Origin of the sequence: Leptothrix discophora, from assembly GCF_030705305.1 — a bacterium.
Taxonomy (GTDB): domain Bacteria; phylum Pseudomonadota; class Gammaproteobacteria; order Burkholderiales; family Burkholderiaceae_C; genus Sphaerotilus; species Sphaerotilus discophorus.
On the sequence record NZ_JAUZEE010000009.1, the window covers coordinates 52,420 to 75,415 of the forward strand.

21 protein-coding genes are annotated in these 22,996 nt (G+C 69.6%); 15 read left to right on the plus strand and 6 right to left on the minus strand.

Going from position 1 to position 22,996, the window contains the following annotated elements:
- The first annotated feature begins 84 nt into the window (after positions 1 to 84).
- The gene (locus tag Q8X39_RS15835; protein WP_305750649.1) at positions 85 to 783 is read left to right on the plus strand and encodes a hypothetical protein; all 699 of its coding nucleotides are present in this window, start codon (positions 85 to 87) and stop codon (positions 781 to 783) included.
- A 104-nt stretch (positions 784 to 887) separates the two neighbouring features.
- Here the strand turns inward: Q8X39_RS15835 and Q8X39_RS15840 are convergent, their stop codons facing one another.
- Positions 888 to 2,543 (minus strand): aminotransferase class III-fold pyridoxal phosphate-dependent enzyme, encoded by a 1,656-nt coding sequence (locus Q8X39_RS15840; protein ID WP_305750650.1) that lies wholly within the window; start codon positions 2,541 to 2,543, stop codon positions 888 to 890.
- Between the two features lie 75 nt (positions 2,544 to 2,618).
- Between Q8X39_RS15840 and asd the strand changes: the two genes are divergently transcribed.
- The 4 genes from asd (at position 2,619) to Q8X39_RS15860 (ending at position 8,122) form a co-directional block, all read left to right on the plus strand.
- Entirely contained in the window at positions 2,619 to 3,497 is an 879-nt protein-coding gene (asd, locus tag Q8X39_RS15845) for an archaetidylserine decarboxylase (RefSeq protein WP_305750651.1), read from the plus strand.
- Between the two features lie 63 nt (positions 3,498 to 3,560).
- A complete protein-coding gene (locus Q8X39_RS15850; protein WP_305750652.1) occupies positions 3,561 to 4,745 on the plus strand; it encodes a glycosyltransferase family protein in 1,185 nt (394 codons plus the stop codon).
- A gap of 55 nt (positions 4,746 to 4,800) precedes the next feature.
- Positions 4,801 to 6,681: a bifunctional metallophosphatase/5'-nucleotidase gene (locus Q8X39_RS15855; protein ID WP_305750653.1), complete on the plus strand. Its 1,881-nt coding sequence runs from the start codon at positions 4,801 to 4,803 to the stop codon at positions 6,679 to 6,681.
- Positions 6,682 to 6,736: 55 nt separating this feature from the next.
- Positions 6,737 to 8,122 carry an esterase-like activity of phytase family protein gene (locus tag Q8X39_RS15860; RefSeq protein WP_305750654.1) on the plus strand — a complete coding sequence of 462 codons (1,386 nt, stop codon included), beginning with the start codon at positions 6,737 to 6,739 and terminating at the stop codon, positions 8,120 to 8,122.
- Between the two features lie 28 nt (positions 8,123 to 8,150).
- On the opposite strand, the gene Q8X39_RS15865 is transcribed toward Q8X39_RS15860, so the two are convergent.
- From Q8X39_RS15865 to Q8X39_RS15875, 3 genes are all read right to left on the minus strand, one after another.
- A complete protein-coding gene (locus tag Q8X39_RS15865) occupies positions 8,151 to 9,476 on the minus strand; it encodes a TRAP transporter large permease (protein ID WP_305750655.1) in 1,326 nt (441 codons plus the stop codon).
- On the minus strand, positions 9,473 to 9,985 hold the full coding sequence (locus Q8X39_RS15870; RefSeq protein ID WP_305750656.1) for a TRAP transporter small permease: 513 nt from the start codon (positions 9,983 to 9,985) through the stop codon (positions 9,473 to 9,475). Before Q8X39_RS15870 ends, Q8X39_RS15865 begins: the two co-directional genes overlap by 4 nt.
- 121 nt (positions 9,986 to 10,106) lie before the next feature.
- The gene (locus Q8X39_RS15875) at positions 10,107 to 11,150 is read right to left on the minus strand and encodes a TRAP transporter substrate-binding protein (RefSeq protein WP_305750657.1); all 1,044 of its coding nucleotides are present in this window, start codon (positions 11,148 to 11,150) and stop codon (positions 10,107 to 10,109) included.
- A gap of 163 nt (positions 11,151 to 11,313) precedes the next feature.
- Here Q8X39_RS15875 and Q8X39_RS15880 point away from each other — a divergent pair, with 163 nt between their 5' ends.
- Positions 11,314 to 11,847, plus strand: coding sequence for an SRPBCC family protein (locus Q8X39_RS15880; protein ID WP_305750658.1), 534 nt, complete (start codon positions 11,314 to 11,316; stop codon positions 11,845 to 11,847).
- Between the two features lie 61 nt (positions 11,848 to 11,908).
- Here Q8X39_RS15880 and Q8X39_RS15885 read toward each other — a convergent pair whose 3' ends face one another.
- A complete protein-coding gene (locus Q8X39_RS15885; protein WP_305750659.1) occupies positions 11,909 to 12,214 on the minus strand; it encodes a c-type cytochrome in 306 nt (101 codons plus the stop codon).
- 198 nt (positions 12,215 to 12,412) lie between these two features.
- Here Q8X39_RS15885 and Q8X39_RS15890 point away from each other — a divergent pair, with 198 nt between their 5' ends.
- On the plus strand, positions 12,413 to 12,664 hold the full coding sequence (locus Q8X39_RS15890) for a TIGR04438 family Trp-rich protein (RefSeq protein ID WP_305750660.1): 252 nt from the start codon (positions 12,413 to 12,415) through the stop codon (positions 12,662 to 12,664).
- A gap of 48 nt (positions 12,665 to 12,712) precedes the next feature.
- Here Q8X39_RS15890 and ilvD read toward each other — a convergent pair whose 3' ends face one another.
- Positions 12,713 to 14,395 carry a dihydroxy-acid dehydratase gene (gene ilvD / locus Q8X39_RS15895; protein WP_305750661.1) on the minus strand — a complete coding sequence of 561 codons (1,683 nt, stop codon included), beginning with the start codon at positions 14,393 to 14,395 and terminating at the stop codon, positions 12,713 to 12,715.
- Between the two features lie 102 nt (positions 14,396 to 14,497).
- On the opposite strand from ilvD, the gene lgt reads away from it, so the two are divergent.
- The 8 genes from lgt (at position 14,498) to secG (ending at position 22,942) form a co-directional block, all read left to right on the plus strand.
- Positions 14,498 to 15,322 carry a prolipoprotein diacylglyceryl transferase gene (gene lgt / locus Q8X39_RS15900; protein WP_305750662.1) on the plus strand — a complete coding sequence of 275 codons (825 nt, stop codon included), beginning with the start codon at positions 14,498 to 14,500 and terminating at the stop codon, positions 15,320 to 15,322.
- Positions 15,319 to 16,416 (plus strand): tRNA (adenosine(37)-N6)-threonylcarbamoyltransferase complex transferase subunit TsaD, encoded by a 1,098-nt coding sequence (gene tsaD, locus Q8X39_RS15905; RefSeq protein WP_305750663.1) that lies wholly within the window; start codon positions 15,319 to 15,321, stop codon positions 16,414 to 16,416. Before lgt ends, tsaD begins: the two co-directional genes overlap by 4 nt.
- Positions 16,417 to 16,463: 47 nt before the next feature.
- Entirely contained in the window at positions 16,464 to 17,630 is a 1,167-nt protein-coding gene (locus Q8X39_RS15910; RefSeq protein WP_407068020.1) for a pyridoxal phosphate-dependent aminotransferase, read from the plus strand.
- Positions 17,631 to 17,806: 176 nt separating this feature from the next.
- Positions 17,807 to 18,070, plus strand: a complete 264-nt coding sequence (rpsO, locus tag Q8X39_RS15915; RefSeq protein WP_407068021.1) for a 30S ribosomal protein S15 — start codon at positions 17,807 to 17,809, stop codon at positions 18,068 to 18,070.
- A gap of 324 nt (positions 18,071 to 18,394) precedes the next feature.
- The gene (pnp, locus tag Q8X39_RS15920) at positions 18,395 to 20,695 is read left to right on the plus strand and encodes a polyribonucleotide nucleotidyltransferase (RefSeq protein WP_305750664.1); all 2,301 of its coding nucleotides are present in this window, start codon (positions 18,395 to 18,397) and stop codon (positions 20,693 to 20,695) included.
- A 31-nt stretch (positions 20,696 to 20,726) separates the two neighbouring features.
- Positions 20,727 to 21,713, plus strand: a complete 987-nt coding sequence (locus tag Q8X39_RS15925) for an NAD(P)H-quinone oxidoreductase (protein WP_305750751.1) — start codon at positions 20,727 to 20,729, stop codon at positions 21,711 to 21,713.
- 64 nt (positions 21,714 to 21,777) lie between these two features.
- On the plus strand, positions 21,778 to 22,524 hold the full coding sequence (tpiA, locus tag Q8X39_RS15930) for a triose-phosphate isomerase (protein WP_305750665.1): 747 nt from the start codon (positions 21,778 to 21,780) through the stop codon (positions 22,522 to 22,524).
- 43 nt (positions 22,525 to 22,567) lie between these two features.
- On the plus strand, positions 22,568 to 22,942 hold the full coding sequence (gene secG / locus Q8X39_RS15935) for a preprotein translocase subunit SecG (protein ID WP_305750666.1): 375 nt from the start codon (positions 22,568 to 22,570) through the stop codon (positions 22,940 to 22,942).
- Positions 22,943 to 22,996 lie beyond the last annotated feature (54 nt).

Below are 22,996 nucleotides of genomic sequence, written 5' to 3' on the forward strand. Positions count from 1 at the left end.
GCACCGGGCCAATGCCCCGATGCCCCGATGCCCCGAACGGCCGATCGCCCGATCGACCGACCGCTCCCCCACCCGAGGACCGACGTGAACCGCTTGCTTGAAACCCTGGCCGTGCAGCGCTGGGATGACCACCGCTACTACCACCACTGCCGCATCAACCAGAGCCTGCACCTGCTCAGCGCGATCAGCTTCCTGGTGTCCTACGTGCTGCTGTTCATCGACCCGGCCATGGCCGCCATCGTGGCGTGGTGCATCTCGATGCTGAGCCGCCAGGCCGGCCATTTCTTCTTCGAGCCGCGTGGCTACGACGAGGTCAACCAGGCCACCGACGAGCACAAGGAAGAGATCAAGATCGGCTACAACATCCGCCGCAAGATCGTGCTGATGGGCGCCTGGGTCGTGATCCCGGCCGTGCTGTGGTTTGCGCCGTCGGTCGGCGGCCTGATCGAGCCGGCCACCGACTTCGGCGGCTGGGTGCATGACGTGGGCATCGCCTGGCTCGCGCTGGGTGTCTCCGGCCTGATCTTCCGCGTCGTGCAGCTGTGGCTGACGCAGGACTTCATGACCGGCGTGGCCTGGGCCACCAAGATCATCACGGACCCCTTCCACGACATCAAGATGTACCACCGCTCGCCGCTGTACCTGCTGCGCGGCCAGCGCATCGACCCGATGGACCATGTGCGCAGCCATGTGGGTTCGCATGCGGGGTCGCATGCGGGTTCGCAGGCTGGCGCGTCCCCGGAAGACGGCGTTGCCGCCGAGGCAGAGAGCGTCACCCGCTGAGTCCTTCGCAGGTGGGCGACGGGCCGCAGGCGGCCCTGACGCATCGTGCTATCCGACGCAGAAGGCCGGCCCTCGGGCCGGCCTTCTTCACGCCAGCCGCGTGTTCATCGGCCGAAGCGGTGTCCGAGCATCTCGCGCAGCAGGCCGCGCTTGATGGCCTTGTGGCTCAGCTCGGGCGGCGTGTCCCACCAGCCGTCGGCCTTCATCGCCAGCGCGGCGGCGACGAAGCGCTGCTGCACCTCGGCGAAGTCGGTGTCGTCGTAGTTCAGGCTGAAGATCAGCCGGCCGCTGCCGACCCAGCTCAGCGCCAGGCCCTGGGCGCGCAGGTAGAACTGCAGCATCCAGTGGTGGCGCGCCGGCTGCGTGTAGAGCACCGTCCAGACCGTCGAGAGGTTGGCCACCCGCACCGGCACGCCTGCCTGCGCCAGCGCGGCATTGAAGCGTTCGGCGCGGCCGTTCCAGCGGTCCTCCAGGCCGTCGTAGAGGGCCCGCACCTCGGGCGTCTCCAGGCGGTCGAGGAAGGCCTTCATCGCGCCCAGCACGTAGGGGTGGGCGTTGAAGGTGCCGCGTGCGAAGCAGATGTCGGCCGGACGATCCTCGCGATAGCGCTTCATCAGTTCATGCTTGCCACACACCACGCCGACCGGCAGACCGCCGCCCAGCGTCTTGCCGTACGTGACCATGTCGGCCCGGACGCCGAAGTACTCCTGCGCGCCGCCCGGCGCCAGCCGGAAGCCCATGAAGACCTCGTCGAAGATCAGCACGACGCCGTTGGCCGTGCAGACCTCGCGCAGGCGGTGCAGCCAGGCGGTGTAGGCCGCGCGGTCGTAGCCGGCCCGGCGGCTGCCGTCGACCAGCGACGAATCGCCCGGCGCGGCGCTGTTCGGGTGCAGCGCCTGCAGCGGGTTGATCAGCACGCAGGCGATGTCCTTGCGGCTGCCGATGACCTTCAGCGCCTGCTCGCTCATGTCGGCCAGCGTGTAGGTCTCGCGCGGTGGCAGCGGGTTGCCGGGGCCGGGCTGCACGTCCTCCCACCAGCCGTGGTACGCCCCGGCGAAGCGCACCAGGTTGCGGCGGCGGGTGTGGTAACGGGCCAGGCGCACGGCCTGCATGACGGCTTCGGTGCCGGACATGTGGAAGCTCACCTCGTCCTGGCCGGAGATGGCCTTCAGGCGGCGCATGTTCTCGATCAGCACCGGGTGGTAGGCGCCCAGCACCGGGCCGAGCGACTCGGCGGTCTGCACGCCCTCGGCGATGCAGGCCTTGTAGGTGTCGTAGCCCAGCAGGTTGACGCCGTAGGAGCCGGTCAGGTCGTAGAACTCGGCGCCGTCGAGGTCGCGCACCTTCACGCCTTCGGACGACGCCAGGAAGCCGCCGAGCTTGAGGTGCTGTCGCAGGTAGGGGCTGAAGGGGTAGGGCACCCGGTAGCTGCCGGTGAACTGCAGGTCGGCCAGCATCTCGCGCGCCTCGGCGGTGGCGGCGATGCTCTTCGGGTGGCGCGTGGCCAGCGTGTCGCACAGCCGGGCGAAGCCGGCGCGGCGGCGCGCCAGGACCTCGTCGGCCGCACCGTCGCAGCCGAAGAACTGGGCCTCGTCGTAGGCATAGCCGGGGATCTGCCCGGCCACGCGCTTGGCCATGCGGGAATGGCCGGTCAGCGAGCGGTGCTTGGCACGCGACAGCTCAAGCCGTCGATGAGCCTTGGGCACCAGCCAGGCCAGCGTGGCAAGCGCCACCGCGGTGAGCGCAAAGGAATCGTTCATGGGTCCGTTCCGTGGCCTTCGAGGGCCGTGGGTTGAAGCGAGACCCGATGTCTAACTTTCAGAATTGACAACGTCATGAAAACGTCACTGCTGCAGAAGATCCTGGCCCAGGAAGACCTCAACTTCCTGCTCACCAACCGGGTGCCACGCATCGCGCTGACCCGCTTCATGGGCTGGTACAGCCAGATCCGCAGCCCGCTGCTGGCGCGGCTGTCGATCGCGGTCTGGCGCTGCTTCACCGACCTCGACCTGAGCGAGTCGCCGCCCCAGCGCTATGGCTCGCTGCACGATTGCTTCACGCGGCCGATCCGGCCCGAGGCGCGGCCCGTCGATGCGGACCCTGACGGCCTGTGCAGCCCGAGCGACGCCATCGTCGGCGCCTGCGGCGCTGTGGAGGGCACGCGGGTCTTCCAGGCCAAGGGCTACCCGTACGAGCTGGCCGAGCTGTTCGGTCCGAACCAGGACACCACGCCCTTCCACGACGGCGTGTTCGTCACGCTGCGGCTGACCTCGGCGATGTACCACCGCTTCCATGCGCCGCAGGACCTGTCGGTCGAGCATGTCACCTACCTCAGCGGCGACACCTGGAACGTCAACCCGATCGCGCTGCAGCGGGTCGAGAAGCTGTTCTGCCGCAACGAGCGTGCGGTGCTCAACACGCGACTGGCGCGCACCGGCGAGCCGATCGCCATCGTGCCGGTGGCGGCCATCCTGGTGGCCAGCCTGCGGCTGCATTTCCTCGACACGCTGCTGCATGTGCGCTACCGCGGCCCGAACGAGATCCCGGTGCAGGCGAGCTTCCGCAAGGGCGAGGAAATGGGCTGGTTCCAGCACGGCTCGACCATCATCGTGTTCGCGCCACGCGGCTGGACGCTGTGCGAGGGCATCGCCAACGGCGCGCGCATCCGCATGGGCCAGCCGCTGCTGCGGCCGGCGGTGCCGCCGGCGCGCTGAGCGTCACCGCATCGACACGCTCCCGTCACGATTCCGACGCGGTGGCTGCGGACCATCGCGGCCATGCAGACCGTCGACCTTGTCTACTTCAACTACGGCGGCGGCCACCGTGCGGCCGCCGTGGCGCTGGAACAGGTGATCGCCCGGCAGCGCCGGCCCTGGCACGTGCGGCGCGTCGACCTGGTCGAGGTGCTCGATCCGAACGAGCAGTTCCGCAAGCTCACCGGACTCGCGCCCGAGGATCTCTACAACAAGCGGCTGGCGCACGGCTGGACCTGGGGCATGAAGCCCGAGCTGAAGCTGCTGCAGGGCCTGATCCGCGCCAGCCACGAGCTGATCTGCCAGCGCCTGTCGCAGCACTGGCTGCGCAGCGAGCCCGACCTGGTGGTCTCGCTGGTGCCCAACTTCAACCGCGCGCTGTGCCTGTCGCTGCAGGCCAGCCTGCCGGGCGTGCCCTTCGTGACGGTGATGACCGACATCGCCGACCTGCCGCCGCACTTCTGGATCGAGCCGGACGCGCCGCAGCAGCGCATCGTCTGCGGCAGCGAGCGTGCGCTGGCCCAGGCCCGCGAGGCCGGCGTGCCCGATGCCCGCCTGGACCTGACCACCGGCATGATCCTGCGGCCCGAGTTCCACGAGGCCCGGCCGATGACCCGCGACCGGCGCGAGGCGGGCCTGCGCGCGCTGGGCCTGGACCCGGAGCGCCCTGTCGGCATCGTGATGTTCGGCGGCGAAGGATCCAGCCAGATGCTGCGCATCGCCCGCGAGCTGGACGGCCACCAGCTGATCCTGATGTGTGGCCGCAATGAAGCGCTGGCTCACCGACTGAGCCAGCTCAGGCGCGGCGCGCCGCATGCGGTGGTCGGCTACACGAGCGAGGTGGTGGCGCTGCTGCAGCTGGGCAGCTGGTTCTGCGGCAAGCCCGGCCCCGGCAGTCTCAGCGAGGCGGTGCAGGCCGGCCTGCCGGTCATCACCTTCCGCAACAGCCGCACGATGCCGCAGGAACGCTACAACACCGACTGGGTGCGCGAGCAAGGCTATGGCCTGGTGATCGGCTCGATCGGCCAGATCGGCGCGGCGGTCGACGAGCTGCTGCAGCGCCTGCCCGAGTTCCGTCGGCGCGTGCTGGGCTGCGACAACCGCGCGGTCTTCGAGGTGGTCGACATCCTGGCCGACCAGCTGCTGCGCAGCGCGGCGGTGGCCGCTCCCACGCGGATCGGACGGGAACGCGCGCTGCGCCTGTCATGACCGTTACACGGTGAATCGGCAGTGTGCGGACTTTCCTCCACACCCGAACCCGCCCATGTCCGCTCGCCTCCCCGTCCTTCGTCGCCTGGTCGTCAGGTCCGTGCTGTTCACCGCCGTCCTGGCCGCCCTTGTCGGCTGTGGTGGTTCCGATGGCGAGACCACGGCGGCCACGACCTACGCGCCCATCGAGATCAACATCGCGCACATCAACGACCACCACTCGCAGCTTGAGCCGATCGCGAACACGCAGCTCACGCTCGACGGCGTGGCCACGCAGGTTGACCTCGGTGGATTCGCGCGTCTGACCACGCTGTTCAAGGCCCAGGCTGGCACCCGCAACCTGCTCAAGCTGCACGCAGGCGATGCCGTGACGGGCACGCTGTACTACACGTTCTACAAGGGCGAGGCCGACGCGAAGATGATGAACACCATCTGCTTCGACGCCTTCGAGCTGGGCAACCATGAGTTCGACGACGGTGACCAGGCGACCCGCAACTTCATCGACGCGCTCTACACCCCGCTGTGCCAGACGCCGGTGCTGGCCGCCAACGTCGTGCCGGCCAGCGGCACGCCGCTGAACCCGGCCGGCGCGCCGGTCATCCGGCCCTACATCGTCAAGACCTACGACGGCGTGAACGTCGGCATCATCGGCCTGGACATCGCCGGCAAGACCACCAACTCATCGCGCCCGCTGTCGACCACGCAGTTCCTCGACGAGGCGGCCACCGCGCAGCGCTACATCGACGAGCTCAAGGCGCAGGGCATCCGCCACATCGTGCTGATGACGCACCAGGGCTACGACAACGACCGCGCGATGGCCGCCCGCCTGAGCGATGTCGACGTCATCATCGGCGGTGACTCCCACACCCTGCTGGGCGACTTCACGGCCTTCGGACTGAGCAGCTCGGGCGCCTATCCCACCCGGGTCACCAACCGCGACGGTGACACCGTCTGCATCGGCCAGGCCTGGGAATATGCCAAGGTCTTCGGACTGATGAACGTGTCCTTCAACAGCCGCGGTGCGGTGGCCAGCTGCGGCGGCCATGCCTCGCTGGTGATCGGTGACACCTTCAAGCGCAGCAATGGCACCGCCTTCGTCGCCGTCGATGAGCCGACCAAGGCTGACCTGCTGACCAAGCTGGCCGCCGATCCGCGCATCAAGGTGACGACGCCGGATGCGGGCGCGGCCGCCATCTTGTCGACCTACACCAGCCAGGTCACCGCCGAGAAGGCCAAGACCATCGGCACCGCCAGCGAGGCGCTGTGCCTCGTGCGCGTGCCGGGCGAGACGACCAACCGCTCGGCCACCGTGCCGGGCTGCGAGACCGCCAACACGCTGGCGCGAGGCAGCGATGCGGCCCAGGTCGTGTCGGAGGCCTTCCTCAAGGCCAGCCTGCGCGCGGACTTCGCGCTTCAGAACGCCGGCGGCGTGCGCGTGCCGGTGGCGGCCGGCACGCTGACGATGAACACGGCCTTCACGCTGCTGCCCTTCACCAACGTGCTGGTCGAGATGAACGTGACCGGCGCGCAGATGGTGGCCGCGCTCGAGGATGGCATCGCCAACCACCTGGACAACCTGCAATCCACCGGCTCGCACCCCTATGCGGCCGGCCTGCGCTGGGACCTGGACATGAGCAAGGCCAAGGGCAGCCGTGTCACGAACGTCGAGGTGCGCAGCCGGGTGGGCAACACCTGGTCGGCGATCGTCCCGACCCAGACCTATGTGCTGGTGACCAACGACTTCGTCGCGGCCGGCCAGGACGGCTACGCGACGCTTGGCGCGATCTTCCGCACCGGCGCCTACGTCAACACCTACCTGCTCTACACGCAGACCTTCGCCGACTACGTGATCGCCAACACGCCGATCGCGCGTCCGCTGGCGGGCAACTACGCGCACAAGTCGGTCATCACGGCCGCCGGTGTCACGCTGCCCTGAGCCTGGGCCGGTCGGCCTGAACGTCATCACGAACCTTTCTCCACCGGAGTCCGACATGTTCAAGTTCCATCCCGTCCTGACGGCGCTGCTGGCCTCGCTGGCCTGCGCCCTTGCCGCACCGGCGGTCCAGGCGCAGACCGAGGTCACCGCCGTGCTGGCCGGCCATGCCCGCCTGCCGCATGACGCGACCGTGGCCGCGCCGCGCGAGGCCGGGCCGCTGTACCAGACCGCCGGCAAGTTTGTCGCCGCCAACCGGCTGCGCGTCGAGAGCCTCGGCAGCGTGCCCGGCAACACCTTCGTCGGCGACCCGAAGTTCCCGCGGGCCTCGGGTGGCGCGCTGCCCATCCAGGGCCAGTCGGTGCAGGGCTTCTCGGCCATCGTGGCGCTGGGCAAGGACGAGTTCCTGGCGATGACCGACAACGGCTTCGGCAGCCGGATCAACTCGGCCGATGCGCTGCTGATGGTCCACCGTGTCAAGGCCGACTGGGCCTCGGGCCAGGTCCGCCGCCTGCACACGACCTTCCTGCGCGACCCGCAGCGCAAGGTCCCCTTCCTGATCCAGAACGAGGCCACCCGCGAGCGTTTCCTGACGGGCGCGGACCTCGACATCGAGTCGCTGCAGGTGGTGGGCGACGAGTGGTGGATCGGCGACGAGTTCGGTCCCTACGTGATCCGCTTCAACCACCAGGGCGAGGCGCTCGGCCTGATCGAGACCACCGTCGGCGACAGGACCTATCGCGGCCCGGACCACCATTCGCAAGGCCGCCTGCCCAACTACCCGGCCGACGCCGGTGGCTGGGAGGTGCGCCGCTCCGGTGGCTTCGAGCCGATGGCGAAGTCGCCCGATGGCAAGACGCTCTACCCGATGTTCGAGTGGCCGCTGTGGGATGCCGCCAGCAAGGCGCAGGAACAGGTCGACGGCAAGCCCTACACCCGCATCCTCGAACTGGACGCGGCGAGCCGCCGCTACACCGGCAAGACCTGGAAGTACCGCTTCGAGGCCGTGGGCAACGTGGCCGCCGACTTCCAGCTGCTCGACGCCCGCACCGGCCTGGTGATCGAGCGCGACGACGCCACCGAAGGCGCCGGCCCGGGCTGCCCGGACGAGCCGCGCACCGACTGCTTCACGCGGCCGGCCCGCTTCAAGCGCATCTACAAGATCGACCTGGCCGGCGCCGATGCCGACGGCTTCGTGCGCAAGGTGGCCTACATCGACCTGACGAAGATCGCCAACCCGAAACGCCTGGCCAAGGTCGGCCCGAACGAGGACGTCTTCGTGCTGCCGCACCTCGGCCCGGAAGGCCTGACGGTGGTCGATGCGCGCCATGTCGTGGTCGTCAACGACAACAACTTCCCGTATTCGTCGGGCCGCCAGATCGGCAAGCCCGACGACAACGAGCTGACGCTGCTGGACATCGGCGCGCTGGTCGACGCGAAGTGAGACCGGCCGTGGTTCTTCCGCTGACGCGTCAGCGGAAGAACCACGGCAGCACGCCGATCGCGATGCCCGGCACCAGCAGGATCGCGATCAGGCGCAGCGCGTCGCTGACCAGGAAGGGCAGCACGCCCTTGTAGGTCTCGTGCATCGGCACCTCGCGTGCGAGGCTGTTGACGACGTAGACGTTCAGGCCGACCGGTGGCGCGGTCATGCCGATGCCGACGGTCATCAGCACGCAGATGCCGAACCAGATCGCCTTGGGCTCGGCGGCCAGGCCGTGCACGTCCAGCGCCATCACGGCGGGGAAGAGCACCGGGATGGTCAGCAGCATCATCGACAGCTCGTCCATGACGCAGCCCAGCACGACGTAGAGCACCATGATCGCGCCGATGATCAGCAGCGGCGCGACATGCAGCGTGCCGGCCCATTCGGCGATGCGCGAGGGCATCTGGGTCAGGGCCAGCGCCGAGTTCATCATGTCCGCGCCGAGGAAGATCATGAAGACCATCGCGGTGGTCTCGGCGGTGCCGGTGAAGGCGCGCACGATGCCCTCGCGCGTGATCTCGCCGCGCACCAGCGCCGCCGCGAAGGTGGCGATCGCCCCGACGGCGGCCGCCTCGGTGGGCGAGAAGATGCCGCTGTAGATGCCGCCGAAGACGACCACGAAGATGGAAGCGATCGGCCAGACGCCCAGCAGCGCCTTCCAGCGTGCGGCCCACGGCAGTGGCTCGCTCGGCGTGGCCAGCGCGGGCCTGAAGCGGCAGACCAGGCCGATCACCACGAGGTAGCCGACGGTGGCGATCAGGCCCGGCACCATCGCCGCGGCGAACAGCTTGGCGATGTTCTGCTCGGTCAGGATGGCGTAGACCACCAGTGGCACCGATGGCGGGATCAGGATGCCCAGCGTGCCGCCGCAGGCCAGCGCGGCGGTGGTCAGGCGGCCGTGGTAGCCGTGCGCCTTCATCTCGGGATAGGCGACCTGGGTGATCGTGGCCGAGGTGGCGACGCTGGAGCCGCAGACCGCACCGAAGGCCGCCGCCGACAGCACCGCGGCCATGGCCAGCCCGCCACGGATGTGGCCGACGAAGGCGGCAGCGGCCTGGAACAGCGCGCGCGACAGGCCGCCCTGGGTGGCGAACTGGCCCATCAGCAGGAACAGCGGGATCACCGACAGGTCGTAGACCGACAGCCGCGCCACCGCACTGCCCTTGAGCATGTTGAGCAGCGCCATGTCGCTGGACAGCGTGGCATAGCCGATGGCGCCGGGAATGAACATCGCGGCGGCGATGGGCACGCGCAGGCCCATCAGCACGAGCATGCTGGCGAACATCAGCAGGCCGATGAGGGTCGGGCTCATGAGGCGGCTCCGTCGAGGTCGGCCGTGCGGGCGTCCAGGCCACGCAGCAGGCGCTGCGCCTGCCACAGCGCGACCAGCGTGGTCAGCGCCAGGCCGGGCGCCAGCATCAGGTAGTTCCAGCCCATCGGCAGGCCCAGGATCATGGTGGTCTCGCCGGCCTCGCTGACGGCCTGCGCACCGGCGGCGGTGCGCAGGCTCAGCAAGGCGCACATCAGCGCCAGGAGGATCGCGCCGATGCCGTCGAGCATGCGGTTGGCACGCTCGGGCAGGCGCTGGGTGAAGAAGTCCACGATGATGTTGGCGCCGTGCAGCTGGCACCAGGGCAGGCACAGCGAGATGGTCAGCGCGATGCCGAACTGGGTCAGCTCGACGTCGCCCGGGATGGGCCGCGACAGCAGCGATCGGCCGGCGATGCTGGCCACCACCATCAGCGCGACCGCGCAGGCCACGGCGCCGCCGGCCAACGCGAAGAACCAGGCGACGCGCCTGAGCAGGTTGTGCATGGACATGAAGGTCGTTCCCTCGTCATCGGCCGCCCAATGCGACGACGCGCCCGGTGCGGGCGCGTCGTGCCGGACGGTCGTCGGTTGATCGGCGGTCGTCAGGCCCCGAGGCCCGCGACCGCTTCGTTCACTTCGTGACCTTGTAGCGCGCCAGCAGTTCGCGGGCGTCCTGCAGCATCTGCTTGCCCGGCATGCCCTTCTTGTCCATGTCGGCGACGAAGTCGTCGTAGAGCGGTGCGGAGACCTTGATCCAGTTGTCCAGCTCGCTGGCCGGGATCATCGTGAAGGTGTTGCCGTGGTCCTGTGCGGCCTTGCGCCCGGCGGCCTGGCTGTTGTCCCAGACCTTGCCGATCGACTGCGAGAAGACCGCGCCGCTGTTGGCGTCGATGACCTTCTTCAGGTCGGCTGGCAGCGCGTCGTAGCGGGCCTGGTTCATCGCGAAGACAAAGACCGCGCTGTAGAGCGCCGGGCGGGTCGGGTCGGTCTCGGAGTGGTACTTGACCATCTCGTGCAGCTTCAGCGAGGGCATGACCTCCCAGGGCAGCAGGAAACCGTCGATCGTGCCCTTGCCGACGGCATCGACGATCGCCGGCAGCGGCATGCCCACCGGGCTGGCGCCCAGCGTGGACAGCAGCTTGTTGGTCTGGCGGGTCGGGGCGCGCATCTTCAGGCCCTTGAAGTCGGCCAGCGTGCGCACCGGCTTGTCGCGGGTGTGGACGTAGCCTTCGTCGTGCAGCCAGATCGCGAGGATCTTCGTGCCCGGAAATTCCTTCAGCGCGTACTTCTGCAGGTAGTCCCAGGATGCGCGGGCGCCGGCCTCGGCCGAGTTGGCCATGAAGGGCAGCTCGAAGACCTCCAGCGCCGGGAAGCGGCCGGCGGTGTAGCCGGGCAGGGTGATGATGAGGTCGGCGACGCCGTCCTTGACCTGGTCGACCAGTTGCGGCGGCGTGCCGCCCATGCTCATGGCCGGGAAGACCTGGCACTTCATCTTGCCGGCCGACTCGCGGCCGATCTTGTCGCACCAGGGCGCGATGACGTTGACCGAGGCCATCGCCTGCGGGTTCCAGATGTGGTGGAACTTGAGGGTGACCTCCTGGGCCAGTGCGCTGCCGGCAAGGCAGAGTCCGGCGACGGCGGCCAGCAGGGCGCGGGTGCGGGGCGTGGGCTTCATGGCGGTTGTCTCCGTGCGGTCCGCTCCGTGCGGTCCGATGTGGCCCGAGATTCTTGTCGGTCGCCTCGCCCTTGCCAGTCAGGCTAACCCGCAAGCCCCCCGAAGGACGTGGACAGGCTGTCGTGCTGCGGCAAGATCGCGCCACTGTCCTCACGGAGTGGCCATGAAACTGATTCTCCTCGTCGTGATCGCCGTCGTCGCGGTGCTGCTGTGGCGGGCCTCGCGCCGGCCGGACCGGTTCCGCATCGAGCGCAGCGCGGTCATCGCGGCACCGGCGGCGACGCTGCATGCGCTGGTCGACGACTTCCACCGCTGGGTCGACTGGTCGCCGTGGGAAGACCGCGATCCGGCCCTGCGGCGCGAGTACGGCGGCGCGCCGCACGGCACCGGCGCGCGCTATGCCTGGTCGGGCAACCGGCAGGTCGGGCGGGGCGAGATGACCATCACGCGCTCGGTCCCGGCCCGGTCGATCGAGCTCAAGCTCGATTTCCTCGCGCCCTTCGAGGCCCACAACGTGGGCGCCTTCACCTTCGAGCCGGTCGCCGGCGGCACCCGCGTGGTCTGGGTGATGGAGGGCCCGGCCTCGTTCGCCAACAAGCTGATGGGCCTGCTGCTGGACATCGACCGCATGGTCGGGCGCGACTTCGAGCGCGGCCTGCAGCGGCTGGAGGCCCTGGCGCTGCGCACGCCGGCCTGAAACGAAAGAACCCCGCCGGGCGGGGTTCTCGAAGGGGCGTGGCCGCCGCAGCGGCCGGGGGTCACTTCTGGCTCAGGATCCAGGTGACCAGGGTCTTGGCCTCGGCTTCGCTGACGGCGGTGTTGGCCGGCATCGGCACGGGGCCCCAGACGCCGGCACCACCCTTGATGACCTTGGTGGCCAGCTTGTCGGTCGCGTCCTTCTGGCCGGCGTACTTGGCGGCGATGTCCTTGAACGCCGGACCGACGACCTTCTTGTCGATCGCGTGGCAGGCCAGGCAGGCCTTCTTCTGGGCCAGGTCCTGGCTGGCGAAGGCCGGGCTGGCGACCAGCGTGGCGGCGGCGATCAGGGCGAACGGGATCTTCATGAACAGCCTTTCGGTGGTTGTGTGTCGAGGTCGACGTGACAGGGGTCTGCGGTAAATTCAGGCGCGGCGGATTCTAGTGATCCGCCTGCGATCCGCTTGTCGCGAACCTGACGGCATGGGCCAGCTCGCTCGGCTGGATCGGCCTTCCCGGCAGGTTGCAGGTTTCAACGGCCCCGGGCCGCAAGAGGTGGACAGGCCATGGCCTTGGTGTTGCTCGGTTTGGTGATGGTGATCACGGGCTGGCTGGAGATCGGTCCGGCCGCCGGCTGGCCGCTGTGGGTGCGGCTGCTGCCCTTCGCCCTGGCGCTGCTGTGGTGGTGGTGGAGCGACGCCAGCGGGCGCACACGCCGTCTCGAGGACCAGAAGTACGAGGACCTCAAGAAGGAGCGCCGGCGCCGCCAGACCGAGGCGATCGGCCTGAAGGACCGGCGGCGCAGCCGGCGCCGCTGAAGCCGCTGAAGCCGCTGAAGCCGCTGAAGCCGCTGCGCCGGGCCGGCCTCACGCGAAGCGGTCGAGCACCGCCCCGGCGCTGGCGCTGGCCGCGTTGAACGCGAACTTGGCCAGCACGCCGCGGGTGTAGCGCGGTGGCGGCGCGGTCCAGGCGCTGCGACGGCGGGCGATCTCGGCCTCGTCGACCTCCAGTTGCAGCAGCAGCCGGTGCGCGTCGATGGTGATGCGGTCGCCTTCCTGCACCAGCGCGATCGTGCCGCCCGCATGGGCCTCCGGCGCGACGTGGCCGACCACCATGCCCCAGGTGCCGCCGCTGAAGCGGCCGTCGGTGACGAGGCCGACGCTCTCGCCCAGTCCCTGGCCGATCAGCGCGCCGGTCGGGGCCAGCATCTCGGGCATGCCCGGTCCGCCCTTCGGACCGAGGTAGCGCAGCACCATCACGTCGCCGGCGACGATGCGTCCGTCCATGATGGCCGCCAGCGCCGACTGCTCGTCGTCGAAGACCCGCGCCGGGCCGCTCATCACCGGGTTCTTCAGGCCGGTGATCTTGGCCACGCAGCCCTCGGGGCTCAGGTTGCCCTTGAGGATGGCGAGGTGGCCCTCGGCATAGATCGGCTGGCCGACCGGCCGGATCACGTCCTGGTCGGCGCGCAGCGGCGGCACGTCGGCCAGCGCCTCGGCCACGGTTTGGCCGGTGATGGTCAGGCAGTCGCCGTGCAGCAGGCCATGCGCCAGCAGTTCCTTCATGACCGCCGGGATGCCGCCGGCGCGGTGCAGGTCGATGGCCAGGTAGCGGCCGCTGGGCTTGAGGTCGCACAGCACCGGCACGCGCCGGCGCACGCGCTCGAAGTCGTCAATGGTCCAGTCGACCTCGGCCGCATGGGCGATGGCCAGGAAGTGCAGCACCGCGTTGGTCGAGCCGCCGGTGGCCATGATCACGGCGACCGCGTTCTCGATCGCCTGGCGGGTGACGATATCGCGCGGCTTGAGGTCGGCCTTGACCGCCTCGACCAGCACGGCTGCCGCGCGCCGCACGCTGTCGACCACCTCGTGCTCGACGTTGGCCATGGTCGACGAGTAGGGCAGGCTCATGCCCAGTGCCTCGAAGGCCGAACTCATCGTGTTGGCCGTGTACATGCCGCCGCAGGAGCCGCTGCCGGGGATGGCGCGGCGCTCGATCTGGCAGAAGTCCTCCTCGCTCATCTTGCCGGCACTGAACTGGCCGACCGCCTCGAAGACGCTGACGATGTTGAGGTCCTGGCCCTTGTAGCGGCCCGGCAGGATGGTGCCGCCGTAGACGTAAAGGCTGGGCACGTTGGCGCGCAGCATGCCCATCATGCCGCCGGGCATGTTCTTGTCGCAGCCACCGATGACCAGCACGCCGTCCATCCACTGGCCGCCCACGCAGGTCTCGACGCAGTCGGCGATGACCTCGCGCGAGACCAGCGAGTACTTCATGCCCTCGGTGCCCATGGCCATGCCGTCGGAGATGGTGGGCGTGCCGAAGACCTGCGGGTTGGCACCGGCCGCCTTCAGGCCCTCGACCGCCGCGTCGGCCAGCTTCTGCAGGCCCGAGTTGCAGGGCGTGATGGTGCTGTGGCCGTTGGCCACGCCGATCATCGGCTTGCCGAAGTCGCCTTCCTGGTAGCCCATGCCGTAGTACATGGAGCGGTTGGGGGCGCGGGCGATGCCCTCGGTGATGTGCCGGGATCGGCGGTTCGGGCTGCTCATGTCGATGTCTCCGCAAGGTGCGTGGTTCGGTCGGTGGGACGCGTGTCCTGGGGGCCTGCTCGTCATGCGGGCCCCTGGGGACGACCCTTATGATCGCGCCCCATGCTGGTCCACCCGCAGTTCAATCCCATCGCGCTCGACCTGGGTTTCTTCCAGATCCACTGGTACGGGCTGACCTATCTGGCAGCTTTCGGGCTCTTCTATTTCCTGGCCACGCGCCGCATCCGGCAGGCGCCGTATGCGGCCGGTGGCTGGACGCCACGTGACGTCGAGGACCTGCTGTTCTTCGGCGTGGTCGGCGTCATCCTCGGCGGCCGGCTGGGCTACGTGCTGTTCTACAAGCCGCTGTACTACCTGCACAACCTGGCCGAGATTCCGGCCGTCTGGAAGGGCGGCATGGCCTTCCACGGCGGGCTGATCGGCGTGATCGTGGCGATGCTGCTGTTTGCGAAGCTGCGTGGCCGGCGCGTCTTCGAGGTCACCGACCTGATCGCGCCCTGCGTGCCGACCGGGCTGGCCTGCGGGCGCATCGGAAACTTCATCAATGGCGAACTCTGGGGCCGCGCCGCCGACCCGTCGCTGCCCTGGGCGATGGTGTTCCCGCAGAGCGAGAGCCTGGTCGCGCGCCACCCGTCGCAGCTCTACCAGTTCGGTCTCGAGGGCCTGTCGCTGGCCGTGCTGCTGTGGCTGTACGCGCGCCGCCCGGCCACGCACGAGGACGGCCAGGGCCGGCGCGTCTGGGGCCGCGTCAGCGGCTGGTTCCTGATCGGCTACGGCAGCATGCGCTTCATCGCCGAATACTTCCGCGAGCCCGACGCCTTCCTGGGCTTGCTGGCCCTGGGCATGAGCATGGGCCAGTGGCTGTGCGTGCCGATGGTGGCCGGCGGCGTGCTGGTGCTGTGGCTGGCGAACCGCCCGGCGCGATGATTGCCGCGCCGCGTCCCGCCGACGCCTGGCAGCAGGCCGCGCCGCTGCGGGTGCTGGGCATCGAGTCGTCCTGCGACGAGACCGGCATCGCGCTGGTCGAACTGCCCGACGGCCGGGCCGGCCAGCAACCGGCACGCCTGCTGGCCCATGCGCTGCACAGCCAGATCGACATGCACCAGGCCTACGGTGGCGTGGTGCCCGAGCTGGCCTCGCGCGACCACATCCGCCGCGTCGTGCCGCTGCTGCGCCAGACACTGGCCGAGGCTGGACAGGCGCTCGATGCGGTCGACGTGATCGCCTACACACGTGGCCCCGGCCTGGCTGGTGCGCTGCTGGTCGGCGCCGGCATGGCCTGCGCGCTGGGCCTGGCGCTGGACCGGCCGGTGCTGGGGGTGCACCACCTCGAAGGCCACCTGCTGTCGCCCTTCCTGTCGTCTGACCCACCGCAGTTCCCGTTCGTGGCGCTGCTGGTCTCGGGCGGCCACACCCAGCTGATGCGGGTCGACGGGGTGGGTGCCTACCAACTTCTGGGCGAGACCATCGACGACGCCGCCGGCGAGGCCTTCGACAAGGCGGCCAAGATGCTCGGGCTGGGCTATCCCGGCGGCCCGGCGCTGGCCGCGCTGGCCACACAGGGCGACCCGAAGGCGTTCGCGCTGCCTCGGCCGCTGCTGCGCGGCACCGAGCTGGACTTTTCCTTCGCCGGCCTGAAGACGGCGGTCTGGACCCAGCAGAAGAAGCTGGAGGCGGCCGGCACCTTCGATGAGGCCCGCAAGGCCGACCTGGCCGCGTCGACCCAGGCCGCCATCGTCGACGTGCTGGTGGCCAAGTCGCTGCTGGCGCTGAAGGCGAGCGGGCTGGACCGGCTGGTCGTCGCCGGTGGCGTGGGCGCCAACCGCGAGCTGCGCCGCCAGCTCGACGAGGCTTGCCGGCGTCGCCGCATCCGGGTCCACTACCCGGAGCTGCACCTGTGCACCGACAACGGCGCCATGATCGCCCTGGCCGGCGCGATGCGGCTGCGCGCCGGGCGCGCGCGCCCGACCACCGACTACCACTTCGACGTGCTGCCGCGCTGGGACCTGGGTTCGGTCTGAGCCGCGCAAGTCCCGCCTCCGCACGTCGATACACCGGATTGCCCGCCATGAAGCCTGCCCTGCGCACCGTCATCGAAGACCTGCCCGCCTCGCGCATCCGCGAGGTCGCCAACGCCGGCCTGGGCCGCAGCGACGTGCTCGCGTTCTGGTTCGGCGAGAGCGACGAGGTCACGCCGATCGGCGTGCGCGAGGCCGCCATCGCCTCGATCGAGGGCGGCGAGACCTTCTACGCCCACAACCTCGGTCTGCCCGCGCTGCGCGAGGCGCTGGCGCGCTATGTCAGCGGCCTGCACCGGCCGGTCGGCGCCGAGCGCATCGCGGTGACGTCCTCGGGCGTCAGCGCGCTGATGGTGGCGCAGCAGGCGCTGGTCGATGCCGGCGACGAGGTCGTCGCGGTCGTGCCGGTCTGGCCCAACCTGACCGCCCAGCCGGCCATCCTCGGCGCGCGGGTGCGCTGCGTCAGCCTGCGCGCGACGGCGGGGGCCTGGCGGCTGGACCTCGACGAGTTGCTGGCGGCGATCACGCCGGCCACGCGGGTGCTGATCGTCAACGCGCCCAACAACCCGACCGGCTGGACGCTGTCGCGCGACGAGCAGCAGGCCATCCTGGCGCACTGCCGGCGCACCGGCACCTGGATCCTGTCGGACGAGGTCTACGAGCGCCTGTACTACGGCGATGCGGGCGAGGCCTGCGCGCCCAGCTTCCTCGACGTCGCCGAGCCCGAGGACCGGCTGATCGTGGTGCACAGCTTCTCCAAGAGCTTCCTGATGACCGGCTGGCGGCTGGGCAACCTGGTCGCGCCGGCCAGCGTGGTGGCGCACCTGGGCAAGCTGATCGAGTTCAACACCTCCTGCGCCCCGGTGTTCGTGCAGCGCGCCGGCATGGCCGCGCTGGCCGCCGCGCCGCAGGCGGTGCCGGCGCTGCAGGCCCACCTGCGGCGCTGCCGCGACACGCTGGTGGGCGCGCTCCAGGGGCTGCCCGGCCTGGAACTGGCCAGCCCGCCCGGCGCGATGTACGCCTTCCTGCGGGTGCCGGGGCAGGACGACTCGCTGGCCTTCGCCAAGCGCCTGGTGGTCGAGCATGGCCTGGGCCTGGCGCCGGGCGTGGCCTTCGGCGGCAGCGGCGAAGGCTGGCTGCGCTGGTGCTTCGCCTCGCGCACGCCCGATCGCCTGCTGCAGGGCGTGGAGCGGCTGGCCGGGGCGCTGCGTCTATAATCGCCGGCTTCGCAGGTGGCGGCGGCTCGTTTTCTGGCGAGCCACGCGACCTGCGGGATACGCACGGCGGGGGTCGGTTTCACCCCCTGACCGCAAGTGGCAACCTCGAAACCGACGCGACGGCCCATCTACGACATGGCCGGATGGCGCGGTTTCGAACCATCAAGGAAATCGAGATGTCCGAGATCAACAAGGCCGAGATCGTCGCCTCCAACGCCCGTGGCACCGGTGACACCGGATCGCCCGAAGTGCAGGTCGCTCTGCTGACCGCACGCATCAACCACCTGACCCCCCACTTCAAGGCCAACGCCAAGGACCACCACGGTCGTCGCGGCCTGCTGAAGATGGTGAGCCGCCGTCGCAAGCTGCTCGACTACCTCAAGGGCAAGGACGCTGACCGCTACACCGCGCTGATCCAGAAGCTGGGCCTGCGCAAGTAAGCACGCCATGCCGCGAAGAGCCTGTTGCCTGGATGCTCTCCAGCACAGGCTCTTTGCGTTTGGCGGGTCCGTTTCTGCGGGGCTTCGGCCTTTCGCTCCGCAAGGTGCCCGCCGGCGGTGTCGCCGCCCTCACGCTCTTTTCTCCCGTCCCGCAACCCGTCAACCGGAGACCGGCAGCCGTGTGCGCTGCTGTGTCATTCCACCGAGATCGGCCGTCGCCCCGCGACGTGCAGCCGGCCTCGCTGGAATGGCATTGCGCCACGTCGTGACCGGCTCCAGGCGCCGCATCCCGCCCACCGGATGCCTGCACCAGGAGAACGCACCATGACCATGTTCAACAAAGTCACCAAGACCTTCCAGTGGGGTCAGCACATCGTCACGCTCGAGACCGGCGAGGTCTCGCGCCAGGCCAGCGGCGCGGTCATCGTCGACATCGACGGCACCGTGGTGCTGGCGACCGTCGTCGGCGCCAAGAACCCGAAGCCGGGCCAGGACTTCTTCCCCCTGACCGTCGACTACATCGAGAAGGCTTACGCGGCCGGCAAGATCCCCGGCAGCTTCTTCAAGCGCGAGGCCAAGCCCTCCGAGCTGGAGGTGCTGACCAGCCGCCTGATCGACCGTCCGCTGCGTCCGCTGTTCCCCGAGGGCTTCTACAACGAGGTCCACGTCGTCATCCACACGCTGTCGCTGAACCCGGAAGCGTCGGCCGACATCGCCGCGCTGATCGGCTCGAGCGCCGCGCTGGCGATCTCGGGCATCCCGTTCAACGGCCCGGTCGGTGCTGCCCGCGTGGGCTACGTCAACGGCGAATACGTGCTCAACCCGGGCCCGACCGACCTGAAGGGCTCCAAGCTCGACCTGGTCGTCGCCGGCACCGATGCCGCCGTGCTGATGGTCGAGTCCGAAGCCGACCAGCTGTCCGAGGACATCATGCTGGGCGCCGTCGTCTACGGCCACGAGCAGGCCCGTGTGGCCATCGCCGCGATCAACGAGCTGGTGCGTGACGCCGGCAAGCCGGCCTGGGACTGGCAGCCGCCGGCCCGCAACGAGCCGCTGATCGCCAAGGTCGCCGAGTTCGGCCTGGCCAAGATCGAGGCCGCCTACCAGATCCGCAACAAGCAGGCCCGCACCCAGGCCTGCCGCGCCGCCTACAGCGAGGTCAAGGCCGCGCTGACCGAGGCCGGCGTCGCCTTCGACAACGTCGAGGTCGACAACCTGCTGTTCGAGCTGGAAGCCAAGACCGTGCGTGGCCAGATCCTGCAGGGCGAGCCCCGCATCGATGGCCGCGACACGCGCACCGTGCGCCCGATCGAGATCCGCACCGGCGTGCTGCCGCGCACCCACGGCTCGGCCCTGTTCACGCGGGGCGAGACCCAGGCGCTGGTGGTGGCCACGCTGGGCACCGATCAGGACGCGCAGCGCATCGACGCGCTGGCCGGCGAGTTCCACGACAAGTTCCTCTTCCACTACAACATGCCCCCGTTCGCCACCGGCGAAGTGGGCCGCATGGGCACGACCAAGCGCCGCGAGACCGGCCACGGCCGCCTGGCCAAGCGTGCGCTGGTGCCGCTGCTGCCGAACAAGGAAGACTTCGCCTACACGATCCGTGTGGTCTCGGAGATCACCGAGTCGAACGGCTCCTCGTCGATGGCCTCGGTCTGCGGCGGTTGCCTGGCGCTGATGGACGCGGGCGTGCCGATGAAGGCGCACGTCGCCGGCATCGCCATGGGCCTGATCAAGGACGGCAACCGCTTCGCGGTGCTGACCGACATCCTGGGTGACGAGGACCACCTCGGCGACATGGACTTCAAGGTGGCCGGCACGACCGCAGGCGTGACCGCCCTGCAGATGGACATCAAGATCCAGGGCATCACCAAGGAAATCATGCAGGTTGCGCTGGCGCAGGCCAAGGAAGCCCGCCTGCACATCCTCGGCAAGATGACCGAGGCGGTCTCCGGCGCCAACACCGAGGTCTCGCAGTTCGCCCCGCGCCTCTACACCATGAAGATCAATCCGGAAAAGATCCGTGACGTGATCGGCAAGGGCGGCTCGGTGATCCGCGCGCTGACCGAGGAGACCGGCACCCAGATCGACATCGGCGAGGACGGCACGATCACGATCGCGTCGACCGATGCCGACAAGGCCGAGCTGGCCAAGAAGCGCATCGCCGACATCACCGCCGAGGCCGAGATCGGCAAGGTCTACGAAGGCCCGGTCACCAAGATCCTGGACTTCGGCGCGCTGATCAACATCCTGCCGGGCAAGGACGGCCTGCTGCACATCAGCCAGATCGCGCACCAGCGCGTCGAGAAGGTCACCGACTTCCTGACCGAAGGCCAGATGGTCAAGGTCAAGGTCCTCGAGACCGACGAGAAGGGCCGCATCAAGCTGTCGATGAAGGCCCTGATCGAGCGTCCGGAAGGCATGGAAGAGGAGCGCTACGAGCGCGCCCCGCGCCGCGAGTACGGTGACCGCGGCGACCGTGGTGATCGCGGCGGTGACCGCGGCCCGCGCCGCGAGCGTGGCGATCGTCCGGAGCGTGGCGAGCGTCCTGCCCGTGCCGAGCAACCGGCGGTCGAGGGCGGCGACGCCCCCGAAGGCCAGCAGCAGCAACAGCAGCAATAAGGACCGGGCGACCGGACCGACCATGGCCGACATGAACGCGATCGAGATCAGCCGTCCCGGCGAACCCGAGGTGCTGCAGCCGACCCGGCGCGCACGCCCCGAGCCGCAGGCCGGCGAGGTCCTGATCCGCGTGTCGGCCAGCGGCGTGAACCGCCCGGACGTGCTGCAGCGCAAGGGTGCCTACCCGCCGCCGCCGGGCGCCTCGGACCTGCCGGGTCTTGAGGTGGCCGGCGTGATCGCGTCGGGCGACGAGGCTGCGCTGGCCGCGGCCGGCCTGGCGATGGGCCAGCGCGTCTGTGCGCTGGTGGCGGGTGGCGGTTATGCCGAATACGTCACCGCGCCGGTTGGCCAGTGCCTGCCGGTTCCCGACGGCTACACCGACGTGCAGGCTGCGGCGCTGCCGGAGACCTTCTTCACCGTCTGGTCCAACGTCTTCGACCGGGCCCGTCTGCAGGCCGGCGAGACGCTGCTGATCCAGGGTGGCACCAGCGGCATCGGCGTGACCGCCATCCAGCTGGCCAAGGCCTTCGGCGCGACCGTCATCGCCACCGCCGGCAGCGACGACAAGTGCGAAGCCTGCCGCGCGCTGGGTGCCGACCACGCGATCAACTACCGCAGCCACGACTTCGCTGCCGAGGCCCTGCACATGACCGGTGGCCGGGGCGTGGACGTGGTGCTCGACATGGTGGCCGGCGACTACGTGGCCCGCGAGGTGAGCTGCCTGGCCGAGGACGGCCGGCTGGTGATCATCGCGGTGCAGGGCGGCGTCAAGGCCGGTTTCGATGCCGGTCTGGTGCTGCGGCGCCGCCTGGTGATCACCGGTTCGACGCTGCGCCCGCGCCCGGTCGCTTTCAAGGCGGCCATCGCGGCGGCGCTGCGTGCGCGTGTCTGGCCACTGCTGTCGGCGGGCACCGTCAAGCCGGTGATCCACAGCACCTGGCCTGCGGCCCAGGCCGCTCAGGCACATGCCTTGATGGAATCCAACCAGCACATCGGCAAGATCGTGTTGACCTGGTGAGGCGCATCGCGCCTGACCGCAAGCAGTCCCCCTATCAACGAACACGAGACATCAGGAGCCCACGATGAGCGTCAAGCGCAAGCTGGTGGTCGGCAACTGGAAGATGCACGGCAGCCACGCGGCCAACGCCGAGCTGCTTCAGGGCGTGCTGGCGGCACAGCCCTTCGGCTGCGACGTCGCCGTCTGCGTGCCTTTCCCCTACCTGTCCGAGGTCGCGGTCACGCTGGCCAAGGGTCCGCTGGGCTGGGGCGCACAGGACCTGTCGGCCCATGAACAGGGCGCCTACACCGGCGAGGTGTCGGCGGCGATGCTGGCCGAGTTCGGCTGCCGCTACGTGCTGGTCGGCCATTCCGAGCGTCGCGCCTACCACGGCGAGACCGATCAGCTGGTCGCCGACAAGGCCAAGGCCGCGCTGGCGCGGGGCATCACGCCCATCGTCTGCGTCGGCGAGACGCTGGCCCAGCGCGAGGCCGGCGAGACCGCTGCGGTGGTCAAGCGCCAGCTGTCGGCGGTGGTGCACGCGCTGACCCACTGCATCGGCGAGATCGTCGTGGCCTACGAGCCGGTCTGGGCGATCGGCACCGGCCGCACCGCGACACCGGAGCAGGCGCAGGACGTGCACGCGCTGCTGCGTGCTCAGCTCGCGGCGGCCACGCCGCAGGCCGCCCAGATGCGCCTGCTGTACGGCGGCAGCGTCAAGCCCGACAACGCGGCCGTGCTGTTCGGCCAGCCCGACATCGACGGTGGCCTCATCGGCGGTGCCGCCCTGAAGGCTGCTGATTTCGTCGCCATCGCCCGCGCGGCGGGTTGAGCGACCCTTTCATCCAACACGTGTTTCCCGGAGCTTCTGGCCCATGCAAGTCTTCATGAATCTGGTGCTGCTGGTGCAGCTTCTGTCGGCGGTCGTCATGATCGGTCTGGTGCTGGTCCAGCACGGCAAGGGTGCCGACATGGGCGCCTCCTTCGGCGGTGGCGCCTCGGGCAGCCTGTTCGGTGCGACCGGCAGCGCGAACTTCCTGTCGCGCTCGACGGCGATCTGCGCGACCGTCTTCTTCCTGTCGACGCTGGGCATGGCCTATTTCGGCAACGTGCGCGGCACCAACGTGCAGGGCAGTGTGCTGGACGTGGGTTCGGCCCCGGCCGCATCGGCCGTCGAAGCAGCGTCCGCGCCGGCCCCGACCGGTGCCGAGTTGATCCCCGGTGCTGCACCGGCCGCTGCGTCCAAGTGACGTCTGCGGCGCGCGGGTGACATCAGGATTTCGTCTGAGCGTTTCCCTCGGGCA